The sequence below is a fragment of the Pedobacter sp. MC2016-24 genome, from assembly GCF_015223055.1.
In the GTDB taxonomy this organism is placed as follows: domain Bacteria; phylum Bacteroidota; class Bacteroidia; order Sphingobacteriales; family Sphingobacteriaceae; genus Pedobacter.
In genome coordinates this window covers 161,508-181,519 of sequence record NZ_JADFBX010000009.1, presented here as the reverse complement: position 1 = coordinate 181,519, position 20,012 = coordinate 161,508, and the positions used below count along the sequence as shown (strand labels likewise).

11 protein-coding genes are annotated in these 20,012 nt (G+C 39.0%); 4 read left to right on the top strand and 7 right to left on the bottom strand.

Features of this window, described 5'->3' with window-relative positions:
- Positions 1–117: 117 nt before the first annotated feature.
- From IM797_RS19685 to IM797_RS19655, 7 genes are all read right to left on the bottom strand, one after another.
- Positions 118–1,233: a thioredoxin family protein gene (locus tag IM797_RS19685; RefSeq protein ID WP_194128883.1), complete on the bottom strand. Its 1,116-nt coding sequence runs from the start codon at positions 1,231–1,233 to the stop codon at positions 118–120.
- 10 nt (positions 1,234–1,243) lie between these two features.
- Positions 1,244–3,595 (bottom strand): zinc-dependent metalloprotease, encoded by a 2,352-nt coding sequence (locus tag IM797_RS19680; RefSeq protein ID WP_194128882.1) that lies wholly within the window; start codon positions 3,593–3,595, stop codon positions 1,244–1,246.
- Positions 3,596–3,617: 22 nt separating this feature from the next.
- The gene (locus IM797_RS19675; protein ID WP_194128881.1) at positions 3,618–6,065 is read right to left on the bottom strand and encodes a zinc-dependent metalloprotease; all 2,448 of its coding nucleotides are present in this window, start codon (positions 6,063–6,065) and stop codon (positions 3,618–3,620) included.
- A gap of 24 nt (positions 6,066–6,089) precedes the next feature.
- Complete coding sequence (locus IM797_RS19670) at positions 6,090–7,034, bottom strand: putative zinc-binding metallopeptidase (protein WP_194128880.1); 945 nt, start codon at positions 7,032–7,034, stop codon at positions 6,090–6,092.
- A 26-nt stretch (positions 7,035–7,060) separates the two neighbouring features.
- The gene (locus IM797_RS19665; protein ID WP_194128879.1) at positions 7,061–8,572 is read right to left on the bottom strand and encodes a RagB/SusD family nutrient uptake outer membrane protein; all 1,512 of its coding nucleotides are present in this window, start codon (positions 8,570–8,572) and stop codon (positions 7,061–7,063) included.
- Between the two features lie 8 nt (positions 8,573–8,580).
- Positions 8,581–12,174: a SusC/RagA family TonB-linked outer membrane protein gene (locus IM797_RS19660; RefSeq protein WP_194128878.1), complete on the bottom strand. Its 3,594-nt coding sequence runs from the start codon at positions 12,172–12,174 to the stop codon at positions 8,581–8,583.
- A 118-nt stretch (positions 12,175–12,292) separates the two neighbouring features.
- A complete protein-coding gene (locus tag IM797_RS19655; RefSeq protein WP_194128877.1) occupies positions 12,293–13,492 on the bottom strand; it encodes a FecR family protein in 1,200 nt (399 codons plus the stop codon).
- A 152-nt stretch (positions 13,493–13,644) separates the two neighbouring features.
- Between IM797_RS19655 and IM797_RS19650 the strand changes: the two genes are divergently transcribed.
- The 4 genes from IM797_RS19650 to IM797_RS19635 all read left to right on the top strand — a co-directional run bounded on the left by IM797_RS19650 (position 13,645) and on the right by IM797_RS19635 (position 19,884).
- Positions 13,645–14,244 carry an RNA polymerase sigma factor gene (locus IM797_RS19650; protein WP_194128876.1) on the top strand — a complete coding sequence of 200 codons (600 nt, stop codon included), beginning with the start codon at positions 13,645–13,647 and terminating at the stop codon, positions 14,242–14,244.
- A gap of 132 nt (positions 14,245–14,376) precedes the next feature.
- Complete coding sequence (locus IM797_RS19645; protein WP_194128875.1) at positions 14,377–15,429, top strand: efflux RND transporter periplasmic adaptor subunit; 1,053 nt, start codon at positions 14,377–14,379, stop codon at positions 15,427–15,429.
- A gap of 8 nt (positions 15,430–15,437) precedes the next feature.
- Entirely contained in the window at positions 15,438–18,554 is a 3,117-nt protein-coding gene (locus IM797_RS19640) for an efflux RND transporter permease subunit (protein WP_194128874.1), read from the top strand.
- The gene (locus IM797_RS19635; protein ID WP_194128873.1) at positions 18,544–19,884 is read left to right on the top strand and encodes a TolC family protein; all 1,341 of its coding nucleotides are present in this window, start codon (positions 18,544–18,546) and stop codon (positions 19,882–19,884) included. The genes IM797_RS19640 and IM797_RS19635 overlap by 11 nt, the downstream gene beginning before the upstream one ends.
- The last annotated feature ends 128 nt before the right edge of the window (positions 19,885–20,012 follow it).

The following is a 20,012-nucleotide window of genomic DNA, read 5'->3' as shown; positions in this document are numbered from 1 at the left end:
TTTAATGTTCCTACCTGTTTTTGGAGATTATCTGGACCATATTTTTCTGCTAAAGTCAGATCAGTGTGCTGCGCAATTGACAACAATGGGGATGCCAATATAAAACAAAAAAGCAGACTAATTTTCATTTGAAGTGGCATATTTTATCTTGTATTTGGTGAAAGTATTTATCAGGAAAGAATTAGATGAAGATTTGATGACTTCATCGGCTAGCAAAACAATTTTTGGGTAATTGTACCCTTTAATTGTACTGCACATAGATATATATTCAAACAATATCCTCCTGTTGTCTTCAGAAAATGAGGCAATGTTCGCCACAAGCAAATCAGTTACCAACTCTGGATTTTTCTCAGATGCCGCAATTGCTACATCCATTAGTACCAGCAGCTGCTCCTTATCTGGCATCTCAGTAAGTTTGATTTGTTTTTTGTATTCTTCAAAATCACTCCTTTTATATTCGAATTCTTTAAAATAAAAGCCATTCATCGTCCATCCACATGTTTTCCTCAAAACAGCAGACATCTTTTTATCAATAGTGTCCTTTGGTACTTCCTTCAGAAAATCCTTCCAATGCCCGACAAGATATTTAAAATTCGGACTCCCCACATCAGAAAGGTACATGGCATACCTGTTTTCACCAAAAAGCACCCAGTTTTTGCGCAGTGCGCGTTCTTTGGGAGTCATGATTGTCATCAATTCATTATTAATCTGCTTTGCTTCAATCCGCTCAGACATTCTGATTTTTAACAAGACATATTCCCGAAGAAAATCATGATCGCGTTCGCCATCTGTATACCGGGCATTCATCTTCTCTACCTCATTTCCAGGTTTCATGCCCTTTCTGATATGTGTCATAAATTTATCAGCACTCATACCGCCAACAAACTTATACACAACTTTACCCAAATTGTCTAACAACAGGTAGGAAGGAAAAGCACCAACATTATATGTTTTGAGTGCAGCTGGTCCCTCTCCCTTTTCCATATCCAGTTTTAGATTGATGAAATTACTGTTAAAAAAATCTGCAACACTGTCAGTTTTAAAAACACCGGCCTCCATTTGTTTACAAGGTCCGCACCATACGGTATAGCAGTCCACAAAAACCAATTTTCCTTGTATTTTGGATCGCTCAAACGCTTCCTTAAAAGAAAATGCATCAAAATTTATTTTTCTGTTCTGTGCCATTGCAAAGCAATAAGTAAACAATAGTAAAGGCAATAATATCTTTTTCATTAAATTGAAATTAAAGTGTAGATTTTTGCAAGTATTCTCTATCAATTGTCATTTTCATCATTTTGTAGCGTTCACGGGTTAACTCGTCCCGGTGAGTCTCAGATAATTCGTTGATGTGTTTCAGTACCCTCATGAAATAAAAATGCAATGCGACATTCTCTTCACTCAGTCCCGAAACAATTGAATTCTTTGCGACGATCTGTGCTAGGTTGTAAACAAAATTAGATTGCAAGACAGAGCTGTAGTTGCTATAAGGTTTATTTACATCAAAATCCTTAAATACATAATGGTCAATTGCCGAAAACAGATCCGCAACCTTAAAACTTGTTTGACTTCCAGTATTTTCCTCCCTGATCAGATTGCCGATTACTTCAGGACTCATCAACTGACGAAGTACTTTTTCCCCCATTCTTTGAAACTTGACATCAATCAATTCATTTCCCAATCTGGAAGATTGGGGATCACTCATCCAAACCGGAACTCCACTAAATAAATACTGATTCAAAAACTGCAACGCCTCCTGCTGTTGAGCTTTAACCGTGTAAATGCTTGGTATACTATTATATCCCCTGATTAATGGCAACTTCGACCTACCACCGACCAACGTAACAACCTGGTTCACGTAATTCTCATAAGTTTTCAAGAACTCTGACGATAAACTGGCATAAACACTCCAGTCTTCATCAGGCATGCGCATCATCCCGGTAATTTTTTCCAACTGTGGATACAATTTACTGATGTTTTTCAGACCTAGTGCCGAAGCCTTTAACGGCTCTGAGCTCAAGTCTCCATGTTGAGCTAGAGGATCATTTTTTCCTTCAGGAAGGAAACGAAATGCCGTATCGGCTACTGATAAATTAGTTAAAAACTTTATTTCCTCATTTTTACTTTCAAAAATGCGATAAGCCCATTTTATAGCCAGACGATCATATTCTCCTATCCGAGGTATCATTTCAACCACCGGCACCTGGTCTTCAGGCTGTACCACATAATTAAAAGGCAGATCATCGGTAATAGAAGACGACATTCCCTGCTTTTTGAGCGAAGTGGATGACCTCAATACAGAAGTACTATATGCGGAACTTCCGGAAAAATTAGGCTCCATACCAAACAAACCAGCGAAAGCCTGGGTCACCTTCCACTGCAAGATTTCTCCTTGTACGTGAAGGTCATTAACATTGCTGACTATCCTAGGATCTTTCATTCCAGCCTGAACAAAATAACTTGGCATAAGCCCTTCTGCTATACGATTACTCACATTCATTTTTGCAGTAATGATCTCTCCACTTCGGGGATCTTCAATAATAGAAGTGACTATCTTATCATACGCATTACCCCATTTTACCTGGATCTTCCCCGAAGAAAGCCAGTTTTCCTGTTCATCTGAGCCGATCTGCAATACATTCTTGAACCCGGCAGATTCAAACACTTTGTTCCAGGCTGAGACAGAGTTGACAATATAGGGTAGAAAAAAAGCTGGAGTAATCCGATCTATATAGACAGTAATGGGGACCTGTGGATCCACAAGCTTACCCTTTTTATACCTGGACATATCTTTAGGTTTAACACTCAGATTCCATTTTTTTATGGCTTTTACCTCTCTAACTTTATAAGGACTTTTACCGAAATCATTAAATGCTATCGTACTGAATCCGATCCTTGGATCTGCTTCTCTTAACAGCATCTGCTGAGATGATAACTTCTGGAAAGTCAGGTTGAGTAAAAAAGCGCTTGCCTTATCAATAGTTTTTCCAGAATTCATCTGTTTACCGGGATCTGTCTGTGTACGTAGTACTGTAAAAACCACAGCATTGTTTGCAGCTTTGACCTCCTGTACTTTAGAACGACTGGCATCAGGTCTAGCCAGCGCATTAAAATCTTTGAAAGAGAAAAAATCCCCGTTTTCAAGCAGATTCTTGCTCATATCAATAATGTAACTCCCCTCTATTTTACCCATTGCCTCAATGTTGACCACAAAACTAACCGGAAACAGATTAGATTTCTGCACTAGACTTTCCATTTCCTGATTGTAGTCAGTCGATACAGCTTCCTTATAGTTTTGCCTGGTCACACTGAGCGTATTATTGTTTCCCTTATCAAAGCGTATGACACCTGATGACTGTGCAACTGCACTCGCATAGCCTTTGGAGATATCTCCAACGACCAGGACATCCGTACGGAGCAAAGCGGCAGAAATCTCAAGGTAGTACTTATCCCCATCCTGATATACAGGAAAAACACCAGGAGTAATTTTCATGCTGTTCTTGTAAAATTTATCAAATGCCTTGGGCTCATCAGCAGCTTTCCCCTGTATTACAGCGCAAAAAAAGCTAAAGTATAATGTATATAATATAAATTTCATTCTTCTAATTGGTATAAGTATTTTATTCATTAAGTAACGAGGATCTTTTTCCGGTACGCCAAACCTTAATCATATCTGCAATCGCAGTAAGATGCATTTTTGATAAAGAGTCCTGCTGCAATTCCACATCCTTACGTGCCTGTTGTTCGATCGCATCGATACAACGTTTCATTTCCAGGCTGACATCGGCAGCAAGGTTATTTTTATTACCCGCGTGTCCTAATATTTTATTTACAAAATTTCGTTGCAACATGCGATCATACTGAGAAATGGCTTCACCTTTCTTTATCCGTCCATATATAGCCATTCTTAAATCTGTAAGGAATTCCTTAACGGTGTATGCATTAAGTGAAGATACCTGCTGATTGCGGACGATCTGGCTGTACTTTGACAACAAACGTCCCATCAAGTCAGAATAGCTCCTTTCAACATCAGTGTCAAAATCAAAACCTGTTTTCGCTTTAATACTTTCAGGATACATCCACTTGGGTTCAGTCAACATATATTCGCTAAGGTAAGCCATGGCTTCCTTTTGCTGTTCTCTGCTTAATGGTGTGTAGTTGAACTTGCTTTCAGACCTCAGCGCATTAGCAATCTCAGCACCACCAACATTTTTCACCACATGTACCAGGTAGTTGTAATAACGTCCTTCTACTGCACGATAAAAGGAGCGCAATGCCAAATAATTATCATCATCACCTTTTACCCATTTCTCCAGATTTGACATAGTCAGCTTTAAGTTTGCCACACCTAATCGAGAAGCTTTCATACTATTGTCTCCAACATCTTCAGATTGTACACGAGGGTCAAAAAAATCCGTTTCGTTGATATAGTTAAATCTTGGATCCTTTCTTTTCCCAGTTACCCAAGCAGATAAATCCACGGCCTCCTTAAATGAATCGTTGTAATTCGGACGATACTTATAACCCCATTCAATCGCATAATCATCATATACGCCAATCCTGGGTAAAAGCTGGTCGGATGGAATACCATCACCCGGCTGAACAACATAATTAAACCGCATGTAATCCATTACTGACGGCCCGAAACTGTTTTTTCGGACGAAGTCTGCTCTTCTTATACTGTCCAAAGCATAGGTCGAACTACCAATAAAATTATGTCTCAGCCCCAATGTATGCCCAACCTCATGCGTGATAACATTCTTGAGCATCTTTCCGATCAGATCCTGATCAAAATTAGCTTTACGGGCTTTTGGATCATTAACCGCACACATGGAAAAATACCAGCGTTGCAGCATTTCCAGGATACTGTGAAACACCGCAATATGAGAAGTAATAATCTCTCCTGAGCGTGGGTCAACTACCTGCGGACCATAGGCATTTGCCATTTCCGAAGGTTTATAGGAAATATAAGAATACCTTGCATCTTCCATACTGTATTCCGGATTTTCAGATAAAGTAGGTGCGAGCTTACCGACTATAGCATTTTTAAAACCAATTTTCTCAAAAGCAGATTGCCATGCATTTACGCCCTGAATCACATACGGAATTAAATATTTCGGCATATCCCTATCAATATAAAACACAATTGGTTTTTCAGGTTCTACGATCTCACCCCTTAAATATCTTTCAAGATCTACAGACTTCGGTTCAATACGCCACCGGTTAGCCATCGACTGCATTTCTACCTGTTCAGGGTTTTTATCGTAGTTCATTATACCCGTTGTAAAATAACCAACCCTTGCATCTGCATAACGTGGTTTCATTGCCCGTTCCGGGAGTAAATACCAGGAAGCACCAACCTCCCAGATGGTTGGCGCTAGTTCTTCTTTTTTCACAGTAAGAGCGGGTGGCTGAAAGCCAGAAGGAGTGGGAGCTTGTCCCACAGTATAACTTCTAACTGAGCGAAAAACAATATTATTGTCAAAGCTATTTACGCCAAGCACCTTCGATTTTTGAGCGTCAAAAGAACCCAGCTTTAAGTCCTCTTTCGCTACTTTTAGCGAGAACAGTTCACTATCTGAATTAAACATGGCAGTAATGTCAATCAGCGAACTATTACTACTCTTTGCCAGGATATCGAAAGAGACCAAAGCTGGCAACAAAGTATTTTTGAGCACATTCAGATAAATGTTCAGGGTATCAAAAGCCTGTACAAAAGTTGGGTCAAACAATTCTATATTTGCACCCTGCCCTTTTCTGAACCGGATCACTCGATCACCGACCGCATCTCCTGCAAAACCAAAACGATCTGCCGGGTTACGTTTACGCTGCGCAGAACCACGAATGATAGTGATACTAGTGAGAATGTCCCTGTTTAGCAAATGATCAGGAATCTCTACCAAATACTTATTATCCTGTTCGTAAATATTAAACATTCCCTTATGGGATTTTGCAGTTGGTTTAATATAACTGTCTAAAGCCTGGATCTTTCGATCTGTCTGAGCCCTGAGGGTTAGGGCCATTGCGAAAATAGCCATGACCAGACACATCCTTAATTTTAATTTCATCTATTTTTTTGAGTTTCGAATGATTTACAGACCTCTTGACGCATTCCCTATCTTCTGCAGATCTACCTGATAATTATCTATAAAATAGTTTCGTACAATACTATAGCGTTTTTTGATAGAGCCAGTCGTATCCTTTGTAGGATTAAGGATACCAACAGCCGAGGTATTGGTAATGACAACAGTCTTGTTCAGGTCAGCCTCAGAATAAGTCACCATTGCAGTGATATATGCATTCCAATCTGCGGTAGCATTAACAGAGGAATAACTGAGGATAATTCCCTTACCATAGGCTTGCGCCTGTGTAGTCATAGCAGTAATATAATCTGCGCTGTTGATAAACTCACTGGTTGGTTTGACAAGTCCGCGGCTTATGATGCTCTGAATGAATACCAGATTCACCCTTGCCAAAAAGGCCAGCTTTTCTGCAGCAGTCATGGTTGAGATTGTCGCATCACCGTAATTTACTGCGATATTGTCGTAGTTATAATGTGCAGGAACCTTTTTAACAGCTTTTGTTGCGGTATAAACAGGTGTGAATACATAAGTGTTATAGACAGAGTCCACTTTACTGCATAACAAGATTTTTACCGGAAGAAAAGTTTTCAGAAAAGCATTCGGATAATGTTGAAACAGGCTTTTATCTAACAACTCAAGTTGGGCAGGAATATTTTCCGGATTTGAGCCAGCTACTTCAGTACCAGCACTCCAAGACCCACCTGCACCTCCAGGTAGCGGCTTTTTCCAATCAGTAGGCGTCCAGTAGGCATCCTTTTCCGAAAACTCATACAAAAGGTAAGTGCCGTATTTCTGGTAATATCCTACAATGGTCTGGTCGTATGTATTATTACCTTGAGGTACACTGTAATTATCTATAATACCTGAGGGGCTCAATTCTCCTTCAGATTTCTTGCATGAATTCAAGCTGAGCGCTAACCAAATTGTGGCTATTATGTGTATATGTGCTTTCATTAGTTTAGTTTTAAGAGATCATTTGATTACCTTGGGTTTTGTACAATGCTCAAATTTGCCAGTGTAGCTGTATATGGAATTGGCAAAGCATAAAGTGGGCTATTCGCAGGAAGTGCAAAAGTTGTACTTACATCATCGAGGCCAGTATATACGTGAGTGACTCCTAAGCCCCATCTTTTGAGGTCTAAAAAGCGGTGTCCATCTTCCAAAGCTAACTCCCGTCTACGCTCCTGCTGGTAAAACTGATAAAGTGGCGCAGCATCAATAATGTTTACGGGCAGATAAACTGTATTTCTTGTATCGTACCTACTTTGCCTCAAGCGATTCAAATCCTCAAGTGCAGCTAGGCGATCCGATTCGTTTCCGGATTTCAACAATTTTCTGATATGCGCTTCAGCACGGTTCAAGTATAATTCAGCTACCCTAAATCCCTTCGAACCATAACCAGAATTCAATGTTTGCTTCGCTGTGGCATAAGCATATCTACTACCGTTAAAAATAGAAAACTGAAAATAGTTCAGGTAACGCAGGTCACCATAATTGCTTGTCCCTGTACCTTTATCATAAAGTTGAGTAAGATCATTTGATACGGTATAAGGTGGCAAGGACCTTAAGTCAGTAGTTATCGGAAAAATACTAGTATTGAAAGTTGATGTAGAAATCCAGATCATTTCAGGACTGGCGGAATTATATAGTCCAAAAGAACTAACATTACCTGCTGAATTAAAAAAAGTTGTCAAAGCAGTAAGCGTAGACCTTTTCTCCAATGATAAATTTGCATACTGTATAACCTTGTCCCAGTCACTATCCAATCCCCTATATAGATAAAAACGACACAGTAAGGCATTTGCAAGATCACTACTCACCCTGAATAGACTGGATGGCGAATAATTGTCCTTTAACAACAACTCTGACTTGATCAAGTCTCTCTCAATCTGATCATATACCTCCTTAAGAGTACTCCTGGACACTCCCCCATCTTTGACCTGACTTTCCAGAATCAGGGGCACACCTAAACTGGTCTCAGGGTCTATTCCAGGTGCACTATAGGCTGCCCCATATAATGTAATCAATTTCATATAGTAGTAAGAACGAAGCAATAGACATTGTCCCAATATGGCTTTCTTGTCTACCGCTGTACCTTTTACTTTATCAATGTAGTCCATGATCACATTACACCCCTTGATTCTAACATAGAGTACAGAATAGCTGTCAGCTCCAGATGCCAGCTTATTGTTCTGGTCGAACATAGTTTTGTCAAAGGTATACATTGCGGTTCCAGTCTGTAATAGGGTAAGGTAAGCCGGAATCGGCATGCCGTTTACGGAAACAAGTGGATTATTTTGCACATCATCAGTCAATACATCAAATGTTTCAAGTGATGTTTTCGCAGGATAAGCTTCACTGTACATGAGTGCAGTGAGGTCCTCAGTTGATCCCGGACGCATTTCATCCTGACTGTACTCCGCTAAGAATTTTTTGCAGGACCCTAAAAAAAAGGTCATTCCAATTAGTCCATATAAAAAAAGCTTTTTCATATCTTGTATTATAAACTTAGATTTAAATTAAAAGTATAAGTTCTGGTCCTTGGCTGCCCTCCTGTAGCCACTTCCGCATCTATCCCCCTAAAACCGGAGCTATTTATGGAAAAAGGATTACTAACACCAGCGCCCAAATGAATATTTTTACACTTTAGGCGCTTGACAACATTTGCTGGCAAAGAATAGCTGAGATTTACATTATTACAGCGCAAACTTGATGCACTAACTACCCTTGCGGTACTATAGTTGTACAATGTCCATAGATTATTGTTAGTGGGGTCTCCATTAGGTAGTGTAACATTTGGCAGCCTTCCATTCGGTAAGGCCGGTATATTTGATGTAGTATTGGTCGCTGTCCAGCGATCGAGAATCAACCTCGATAAATTCTCATACTCGGTAGGTAAGCCCGCTTTTCCAACCTCATAATTGTATAAAGGTGCCAGAAATTTCTTTCCCCCTACCTGTAAATAAAATGAACTACTCAGGCTTAACATTTTATATCTAAAGTTCAAGCCCAATCCGGAGGTAAAATCAGGATCCAATTTCCCCATATATTGCATAAAAGAAGTTGGGTTCTTTAAATCATCTCCTTCTTCTGTACCTAAATTGATAATAGGCTCTCCGTTGGTAGGATTAACGCCTTCAGACCGAAAAGCATAAAAACCAGACACTGGTTTTCCCTGTACATATAAATTACCAGAGGCAGCTGTTTGCCAGCTTACCACTTGAGGCCCTACTTTAATCACCTTATTGTTGTTCTTAGAGGTGTTTAAATTGACAGACCAAGTGAAATTCTTGGTCCTCACTGGTACAAATCCAGCACTCACTTCATATCCGGTGTTGTTCAGAGATCCACCATTAACCAACATCGAAGTTACTCCATATTCCAAAGGAACGTTTAAAGTTGTGATTAGCTGTCTACCACGTTTATTGTAATATTCGACTGAAACATGAATTTTATTTTCGAACAAACTCCAGTCGATTCCAAGATTTAAACTTGCATTCTGTTCCCAACGTAAATCAGCATAAGGAAGAGATCCAATTGCCAATAATGCATCACCAGTGACCGGGTCTGTCGAATTAGAGGAAGATCCGGTAGGAATTTTTATAATCAGGTCAGGACTTGCATTTGCTGCAATGTTTCGCTGATATCCAAATGAGGCACGCATACTTAAGTTATTTAACCAGTTGCTCCTGTTGAACCAAGCCTCATTAGCAACATTCCAACGCAATCCCCCAGCCCAAACCGGATTGAATTTCTCATTGGTAAACTGTCCAAAGCGATTAGAACGATCATTCCGTATACTCATATTCAGCACATAGCGATTGTCATAAGAATAACTTGAAGTGAAGTAGAGACCCATATTATTCGATCTGCGGTCAGTGATTGTAGGAATGACATTTAGTAGTGTGTTTACAAACTTTGAAGTACCATAGGTCAGTGGAAGTGTAGCAAAAGATTTACCCCTATCCCTCAAATATCCGTAAACAGTAGATTGTGATCCGTCATAGCGAACACTGCTCATCTCATGACCAAACATCAGTGCTATGGTGTGCTTTTTTTCAAAAATCCTGTTGTAAGAAAGGCTATTTCTCCAGTTCCAAGTAGAACTGTTGCTTGAACTGCCATTGTATTCTCCACCAACAGGTATTCTGGAAGCTATATATAAAGGATCATTAGGTTTAAGTCCTAACTCAAAGCCGCGAAGCCTTGTCATGTATTCGGTTCTTTCTGTAGCATAAGCTTCTGCGTTGGTCGCAATTGCATTATAACTGAACAAGGTTTGTAACCTAAGTCCTTCTATAACCTGGTAATTGACATCAATACTTCCATTTGCAGAGAGCGTCTTATTTTTGTTTCCAGTCTCATCACGCTCATTAATGAAATTAAACATAAAAGATGAGCTATTCAGATAATAATTTAGATCACCATTACCCTGGTATGCAGGAATAGCCCTGTTCGTCTTAGTGGTATAGGAATAAGGATTAATGATATAAAATCCATTTGTCGTATTCTGTGCCCCAGAAAGTCTCAGGTTCATATTTATTCTCTTTGATAGCTGTGAACTAACTGACACATTACCCGTAATTCCACGCGTATCATTACCTATTGCAGTTCCATTGTTCGCCGAATAACCAAAGGAAGAGTAATATCTTGTATTTGTATTTCCACCAGAGATTCCGAGATTATGGCTCATACTGAATGGCGTTCTGAACAGCAGGTCAAACCAATCTGTATTCACAGTTTCCATCGCTGTAACCCTGGCATTAAACTCATCGGCCGAGATCGTCTTTTTGTATAGGTATTCATTCAGTGCACCTGCATACCCAATAGTACTATTGACAAAAGGTGCAGTTAGCCCTCTGGCAAATATCTCCCTGGACACCGCAACACGCTCCTTGGAGTTCATGAGGTTTAACCTATCATAATTTACCCGTTCTGTTGTGCTTAAATTTGTTGAATAACTCACAACAGGGGGGCCCACCTGCCCTTTTTTGGTCGTGATCACGATCACACCATTTCCTGCCCTAATACCATAAATAGCCGTAGCAGAGGCGTCTTTTAGAACGGTAATATCTTCGATATCATTTGGGTTCAGCCAGCGGATTGAATTCCCAACAAAATTTCTGATGAAATCAAAATTATCGGAATTGATTTGCCCAACATTATTCAGTGTCTGTGCTTTGAAAGGAAGTGGATCTTCTTGAATTACTCCGTCAACTACCCAAATAGGTTCCTGGTTACCGGCCAAAGTTGAAGTTCCCCTTACCCTCACGGTTTGCCTGGTACCTGTTAGTCCACTGGTATTAGTCACTACTACACCTGTTAGTTTACCCTGCAGAGCCTGTTCGATCGTATTTACTCCGTTAAGATAAAGCTCTTTTGCATTTATCGTTGCTGTTGAGCCTACAACATCAGTCTTCTTAAGCACCTGATAGCCTGTGTTAACGACCACTTCCTGTAGTTCCATCGTTTTATCCTTGAGGATCACCTCAACGGTCCGTTTACCCTTAAGCTTCAGTTCTAAGGTTTCCTTGCTCACGCTTGTAAAAACCAGTGTAGCATCTTCGTCAACTTCTGCAAGGATAAATGTGCCCGTGAGGTTCGTAAGGGTCACCTTATCAGTACCTTTTACAGTAACAGTAATACCAGAAAGGATTCTACCTTGCGTATCGACTACCTTACCTGCCACGGTTATTCTACTAAAAAATTCACTGATTCTGCTCAATACTGACTTTTCTTTTTCCTTAACGACAATAGTTTTGTCATCAAGCGTATATTCAAAAGGCTGGTTTTCAAAGCAGAGTTTTAACGTCTCTTCTATAGAAGCATTTTTCACCCGGATATTAACCGGGTTTGCTCTCTTCATCATTTTATTATCGAACACAAAGTCATATCCACTTTGCTTACGTATCTCCAGAAAAATACGTTCTATTGAAGCGTGATTTTGGTTAAGGGTAATCCTTTGTCCGTAAGAGGCTGCGTTAACCTGCATTATTGCAGTGATTAATAATACGGTGGTGATGCGCATAATCAGCAGAAATTTATTGGGCCAACCGGAATGCATACCGGTTCGTCTGGTATAAAATTTATACATTTGTTTGTGGTTTGTTCAGTTGATATAAATTACAAGTTATTAGTATTAACAGGCCATATGAATAAGCCAGGAGTGTTAGCGCACTTCTGGTTTTTTAGCCTTAATTGTTTGAGTAAAATTATTTCATCACAGTCACCCTCCTTCCTTCCACTTTAAAATGAACTTTACCAGTCAGTTCGATTACTTTCAAAACAGATGAGATGTTTTTTTCCCTGGAGACCAAGCCGCGAAGATCCAGATCGATAGGAGCATCTTCAGCAAAAACAATATCTACGTCATACCATCTGGCAATTTTTCTCATAGTAGCCTGGAAGTCATCATCCCTAAGATTAATTTCTCCCCGCTTCCAATCTAACACTGACTCAGCATCGACATACTTGACAATAAGTTTTTCTCGTTCAATGCGCGACTGCTGACCCGGTTTCAGGACTGCCTTTTCCCCGGATGAGTAAGCCAATTCAACAGATCCCTCTAATAGCGTAGTTTTAATTGACTTCTCATCCGCATAAGCGTTCAGGTTGAAGCGCGTCCCTAAAACTTTGAGTAACTGTTGACCACTTTGTACATAAAAAGGCTGTTTTTCACGATGAGAAACCTCAAAATAACCTTCGCCTTGAAACTCTACTCTACGTTCTGAAACTCCCACAAAACTAGAAGGGAATCTAATAGAAGACCCTGAATTTAAGTACACTAATGTCCCATCAGAAAGCATAATCTCATACTTACCTCCTTTTGGCGTAGATATCGTATTATAAGTCGGCCTACCGCCTTTACTTGCTGCATCAGAAATCTCGTAGCGCAAATGTCCATTTTGTGTTTTGCTAATGGATACATTTGATTCACGTGCAATCTCGCCTTTCAGGGCTCCGTTCAGTTCAATTCTCTTTCCATTAGCAAGTGTCAAATATGCTTTACTTGACCCCGCAGGCACATCGTTCTTATAATTTGAATTTTCCCTTTCTGATCGGCTTGAAGAATGATAAGTATAGAAATATATTCCACATGAGAGAATTAAAAACAGAGCGGCGGCGGACCAATAATGAAAAACAGAACTCCATTTAACCAGAACCGGCTTAGGCTCACTTCTCAGTATATTATCATGGATAGATTTATCCAATCTATTTAACACCAGCTTGGTCTGAGGCAGAGACTCGTATATTTCATCAGCAATCAAAAGCTCATTTTTTACCATGTCTACAAGGCCAGCATCAAGTTCGTCAACGTCAAAATAGCCTAACAATTCCTGCAACTCCATCTTGTCGCATTTATTATCGAGGTATTTCTGGTAAATCTCCGTTATGTATTTTGAATTTTCCAAGCTGCTCTTTTATTCAGATACGTTCAAAAAACAAAAACTACCTAACCGAAAAAAAAAAAAAATGACACTTAAATATTTAATCCATATAATTGGACAAAAATTGATCAAAATACCGTGATTCACACCCGAACAGGCATCTAATACAAAATAAAATGACATACATCAATCTTTCAGAGGAAGAACTTATTCTTTTATTAAAGAATGGAGACAAAAATGCCTTCGAAACAATTTATGAACGTCATAAACATCACATTACTGCCAAGCTACTTAAATTATTAAAATCCGAAGAGCTAACTTTTGATATTCTACAGGACTTGTTCCTCAAAATATGGGAAAAACGTGAGCAAATAAACACTGAAAAATCTTTTAGAGCTTATATTTTTCGAATAGCCGAAAATATGGTGTATGATCACTACAGAAAGGCTACCCGTAATGCGAAGATGCAAATGAGAATCATGCAGTCTAGTACCGAGATCTATTCTTACATTGAAGAGAACCTAGTTATAAAAGAGCATTCAAATCTCCTAAAAGATGCCATAACAAGAATGCCAACTCAGCGGCAGCGCGTATTTACGCTTTTCAAACTAGAGGGCAAATCCTATAAAGAAATAGAAATTATTATGGGTATCAGTCCAAAAACCATCAACAATCACCTGCTACTTGCAAACAAGTTCCTGAAACAATACTTCAGCAAAAATTCAGACATTATGCTGGCATTTCTAATAGCCGCGTTGTTGAATGAAGCTCAGTAACGCCCATTTTGGTTAACTCCATTACACTGAGTTAAGCCTATTGTAATTTCAGTATTCAATTTTGTCAGTTCATTAAATCTTTTGTAATTAGAAGCATTTATAGACACATTTTTGCATGTAAATACTTGCAAAATGGAGTACAGAAAAACAAAAAACAATATTAGAAATTTAAGACTGCTAATTTTAATTACAACATTTTTTTACGCATGCAGTAATCAGAAAAACGAAAAACAAAATGAAAATACAATAACTGTAAACACCGAGACCGTAAGTTTGAAATCCGAATCTACCGCAATCAATGTCAGCGGCAATATTGAAGGAAATACTACCGTAAAACTTGGATATATGGTACCTGGAAAAATCAATTTGATCAACTTCAAAGCGGGGCAGCTTGTTACAAAAGGTCAACTGATTACCAGTCTGGACGCCACAAGTTATGCACTTTCCAAACAACTTGCAGATGTGCAACTAATGGAAGCAAACGATGAATTTAAACGCTTAAAATTAATGCATGAAAGAGGCAGCGTTAGTGAAAGTGATTTTAAAAAAGCTGGGTTTTCACTACAAAGAGCACAAACTCAACAAAAAATAGAACTGAAAAGCTTTATGGATACCAAACTGTATTCTCCCATTGATGGAATCCTGTTAACCAAACAAACAGAAGTAGGTGAAATTATCAGTCCAGGTACACCCTTATTTGTTGTATCAGCTATTAAAAAAGTAACCATGGAAGCTTTTATACCCGAAGGCGAGCTAAATGGTCTTTACATTGGTCAGTCAGCCGATGTAATCGTATCAGCATTAAGAAAGACTTTTAAAGGAAAAATAACTGAAATAGGTGCGGTTGCAGATGCCACGTCAAGAGCTTTCACAATAAAAATAGAAATAAAAAACAATGATCTTATCATAAGACCAGGTATGATAGCTGAAGCCCAAATTAGTACTGGCAGCAAAAAAAACATCATTCAATTAGCTTCAGAATGCATTATGCATGATGTAGGAAACCAGAGCTATGTTTATGTCGCTGATAAAAACGGCAGGAAGGCCTTCAGACGTAATGTAGGCATTGGTAAAATAACGCAAAACAAAATCGAAATCCTAACAGGCCTATCAATTGGTGAAACCGTAATTACCTCAGGTCAGACTAAACTCTCTGATGGTTCTTTAATCTCAATCGTCAAGTAATCAAGCTTATGAATTTTATAGAAGCAGCTTTAAAATATAAACACCTGACTATCGCCATTTTATTAGTGCTTTTTGTAGTAGGTGCTAATTCGCTACTGAACATGCCGCGTCGGGAAGATCCAAAAATCACGATCAGAACCGGACTTGTGATCGCAACATTTCCAGGAGCCTCATCTACACAAGTAGAGGATCAGGTTACAAAAAAACTGGAAAAATATCTTTTTCAATACGAAGAAGTTGACAAAACAAAAACTTACTCTGCCTCAAAAGATGGTGTAGCGGTTATCAATGTGGAACTATCCGAAAATGTAAAACAGCCAGATATCTTCTGGAGCAAATTAAGGCATCAATTGATCGTATCCAAGCAAGTGGATTTACCGGACGGCGTCCAGGGGCCAATAGTTGACTCAGATTTTGGCGATACCGAGGCTGTAGTCATTGCTTTAGAAAGCAACAGCGCCAGTTATGAGCAACTAAAAGGATATGCTCAAAAAATTGAAGAACAGATCCGAAGCATGAAAGAGGTATCAAAAGTTAAGCAAATTGGTGAACAGCAAGAAGAAATATTAGTAACATCAACATCAGGGAGATTAGCCCAATACGGTGTTAACGTTATGGAAGTAATACGCGCCGTTCAAACACAAAATAATATTATTGCAACTGGTGACTTAAAAACAGCAAATAGCAAAACTCCTCTTTATACGAATGGTTACTTTCAAACTGAAACCGACCTTAGTAATCAGTTTGTAGGCACATCCGTAAATGGATCAATGATCAAACTAGGTGACATAGCAACGCTGAAAAGAACCTATGCCGAACCGGAAAGCGTCATCACCGTGAATGGTAATAAAGCAATTCTAATCGCTGTACAAATGCACGAGGGTTATAACATCGTCCATTTTGGAAAAGGAATTGAAGAGAAGATCACTGCAGCAAAAAAGCTCATTCCATCTGACATCAAAATTTCGACACTGATATCACAACCTAACTTGGTAGACAAAAACATCTCTCATTTTATTAAAGAATTTTTCCTGGCGATTATCTCAGTAATAATTGTTGTGATCCTATTGCTGCCTTTACGTATCGCATCAGTAGCGGCAATGGCAATCCCCATGACTATTGCCTTAACTTTTGCTATTTTAAACACAATTGGAATTGAATTACAACAGGTATCCCTCGCCGCGCTGATACTGGTACTAGGTATGGTGGTTGACGACGCCATCGTAATTGCCGACAACTATGTAGAATTACTAGATGAAGGGATAGACAGCTGGACAGCTGCATGGCGAAGCGCTAACGATTTACTCATACCGGTACTGGCAGCTACTGTTACTATCATTGCATCATTCATCCCTATGATACTTATTAAAGGATCAACTGGAGAATTCATATTAACCCTACCTATTACAGTAGCTATTGCGCTCATTTCCTCTTATTTTGTCGCACTGTTCCTTACTCCCTTACTTTGTCATACCTTTATTAAAAAAGGCCTGCACCAAGTCGATAATGCTGAAACGAGTAAGGGAAGAAATGGAAAAAAATCAATACTTTCCTATATGCAGGATGGCTACAATGTAGTATTGGATTGGTGTGTCAATCATGCTGCAATTACTATCCTTGGCAGCATCACATTCATACTACTAACAGGTTTAGTTTTCAGACTGTGTGTAAGTGAATTATTCTTCCCACCCGCAGAACGCAATCAATTTGTGATAGAGCTATGGATGCCTACAGGGACCAAGCTCGAGAAAACAAATGCCGCAATTCTGAAGGCAGAGAAGTTGGTCAAAGGAGACAAAAGAGTGTTGTCTTACGCAACCTTCACAGGTACATCAGCGCCAAGATTTTACTATAATTTTTCTCCCGAAGTGCCTACAAGTAATTACGCAATGATACTCGTGAACACTACGACAAATAAAACTACTGAGGAAATGGCCAAAGAGCTGGCAGAGAAAGTAAAAGTACTGGCACCTGATGGAACTTTCTTTATCAAACTACTGCAACAAGGCACAGATTTAAAAGCACCTGTAGAAGTGCGTATAATTGGAGAAGATATTAAGCATTTAAAGAGCATCGGTATGAAAATTGCTAATATCATAAAAGAATCAAGAGGTGCCCGACTGGTTAGAAGTGATTTTGCAGAAGATTACTATTCCTTACAGATTAATCCTAATGAACAAGCTAAACGCTTAGGTTTTACCACAGAAAGCATTTCGCAATCTGTCTATACTGCCTTTACAGGGACAACAATATCAAAAATATACGAAAGCAGCAATGCTATAAACATCAAATTGAGGCTAAATCCAGATGCCCGAAGAAATACAACCGATCTGCAGGACATATACCTCACCCCACCACGTAGCAATAACGCAATTCCCCTGCGGCAAATAGCTTATCTAACGCCGCAGTGGAAAACTGGCAAAATAATGCACCGCAATGGCATGAAGACCTTGACTGTGCAAAGTGAAACCCAGCCAAATGTCTTACCTGCCGAACTGCTTGAAGCTATTAAGCCAGCCATTGGCAAACTTGAGTTGCCAAGTGGATACCATATCGAATACGGTGGAGAAGAGGGTGGTAAGGCAGAAGTAGAAAATGACATGATTACGGCACTATTAATAAGCCTGATTTTGATATTTTTTATTCTTTTGTTCCAATTCAAGAATATCAAAGAGGCAATGATTATCATGGCAACGATTCCATTAAGCCTATTTGGAGCTATACTTGGACTAGCCATTACTGGAAATAATTTCAGTTTCACCGCCTTTATAGGACTCATCGCTCTATCAGGAATAGTAGTTAGAAATGCAATTATCCTTGTGGATTACACCAATGTCCTACTTAGAAAAGGCATGGATATCAAAACAGCCGCGATAGAGTCCGCTAAAAGAAGATTACGCCCGATTTTCCTTACTGCTATGGCGGCGGCAGTTGGTGTCTTTCCCATGATCATTTCCCAGTCAGCTATGTGGGCCCCATTAGCAAGCGTCTTGGCTTTTGGAGTAATATGGAGTATGGTAATGGCGCTACTAACTGTACCAGTAATGTATATCCGTTTAATCAATAACAATGACAAAAAAGAGATTTTGCCAAACAATAAAATCGCAATTCCACATGAAGTATAATATCAAAACCATCCTATTGCTATTACTTTTTTCTTTCATCAGTGCCTCTAGGTTGTCAGCTCAGGAGTACTATTCTCTACATCAACTCATCGCAGCAGCAAAAAAAAACAATCACCTGCTTAAAATAAAAGAGTACCAGGTTCAAGAAAAAATTAGCAAATTGAATGAAGATGAAATAAAAAAATATCCCGTTGCAGCAATTGATGGAAGCTACCAGTACAACTTTAAGCTGCCAGATATCACCATACCAGCAGGTACAATTGGCAGTATAACTAACCTGGCGGGCGAAAGCCAACTACTACCTGCTCAAGCTAGCAGATTTACGCTTGGTGAGAAAGGAAACTACAATATAGGACTGACAATCTATCAGCCCATAACCCAACAGTTCAAGATAAACACAAACCTTGATATTGATAAAACTGACATACAAATTTCTCAAAAAGAAAAAGCTAAAACAGCTATCCAAATTAAACTTGCTATAGAGCAATTGTATTACAGTACGCTTATCGCTAAAAAACAAGCTGAAATAGCTATAGCAAAAATAAAACTAGCCAGAGCAAAGTTATATGATTTGGAAGGGACCTTAGCAGTAGGAAAAACTACCGAATCAAACCGCTCCGGCTTAATGGCAAACGTAGCTGAGGAGGAACAGTATCTACTCAAAATCAATAATCAGATACAGGACTATTTAACTGAAATAAGTATGCTGACTAATCTAAATGTGGAAAAATTAAACCTGAAAGAATATGAAGAGGGTAACATTTGGATAAAACCTATAGAATCTTATAAAACTGCATTGAACAACAATCCGGATATGCAAATTGCGTTAATGAATCAGGAAAAAGCCAATTTAGGAATAAGAACAGCAAAGCAAAATAATTTACCTGACTTTGGATTAACAGCTGGATACTACCTACAGCAAGGAAGCCCAATATTACCAGCAAACAGTCCTTATTTGGGTGTTACTCTCAAATGGAATATACAAGACCTTTTCACTTATAAACAGATCAAAAACCAGAGATTATCTCAATTCAGACAAGCTATAGAAAACATTGAGTATACGAGACAAAAGGTGAATGGCGAAATCGAAAAAGCCTGGCGTAAGGTAAAGCAATCTGATGCTCTGATAGCCGCAGCTAAGAAATTTGTAGACTATTGTAAGGAAGCATTAAAAGAACAGCAGGATAAACATTTTTCAGGGCTTGGGATTAAAACTACATTTTTAGAGATCCAGTTAAGATTAGCACAGGCGGAAGCAGATTGGTACACAGCAAAATTGTCCAGTGCTATAGCTTTAGCAGAGCTCGAAAGTCAAACAGCGCAAAGATAGTATAGAGTTGGCTAATTGTCGCGTAAAAATAAAAGAAAATTTACCTATTCGTAGTAAAGATATCTCTATTTTAGCATATGAATAAACACAGCTACAGATCATTTCGCATTTACGGCTATCCTAGCTTT

What these genes read in the sequence shown, in the direction of transcription:
- IM797_RS19685 (WP_194128883.1), bottom strand. Translation starts at nt 1,233, where the DNA reads ATGAAAAAGATATTATTGCCTTTACTATTGTTTACTTATTGCTTTGCA.
- IM797_RS19680 (WP_194128882.1), bottom strand. Translation starts at nt 3,595, where the DNA reads ATGAAATTTATATTATATACATTATACTTTAGCTTTTTTTGCGCTGTA.
- IM797_RS19675 (WP_194128881.1), bottom strand. Translation starts at nt 6,065, where the DNA reads ATGAAATTAAAATTAAGGATGTGTCTGGTCATGGCTATTTTCGCAATG.
- IM797_RS19670 (WP_194128880.1), bottom strand. Translation starts at nt 7,034, where the DNA reads ATGAAAGCACATATACACATAATAGCCACAATTTGGTTAGCGCTCAGC.
- IM797_RS19665 (WP_194128879.1), bottom strand. Translation starts at nt 8,572, where the DNA reads ATGAAAAAGCTTTTTTTATATGGACTAATTGGAATGACCTTTTTTTTA.
- IM797_RS19660 (WP_194128878.1), bottom strand. Translation starts at nt 12,174, where the DNA reads ATGTATAAATTTTATACCAGACGAACCGGTATGCATTCCGGTTGGCCC.
- IM797_RS19650 (WP_194128876.1), top strand. Translation starts at nt 13,645, where the DNA reads ATGACATACATCAATCTTTCAGAGGAAGAACTTATTCTTTTATTAAAG.
- IM797_RS19645 (WP_194128875.1), top strand. Translation starts at nt 14,377, where the DNA reads ATGGAGTACAGAAAAACAAAAAACAATATTAGAAATTTAAGACTGCTA.
- IM797_RS19640 (WP_194128874.1), top strand. Translation starts at nt 15,438, where the DNA reads ATGAATTTTATAGAAGCAGCTTTAAAATATAAACACCTGACTATCGCC.
- IM797_RS19635 (WP_194128873.1), top strand. Translation starts at nt 18,544, where the DNA reads ATGAAGTATAATATCAAAACCATCCTATTGCTATTACTTTTTTCTTTC.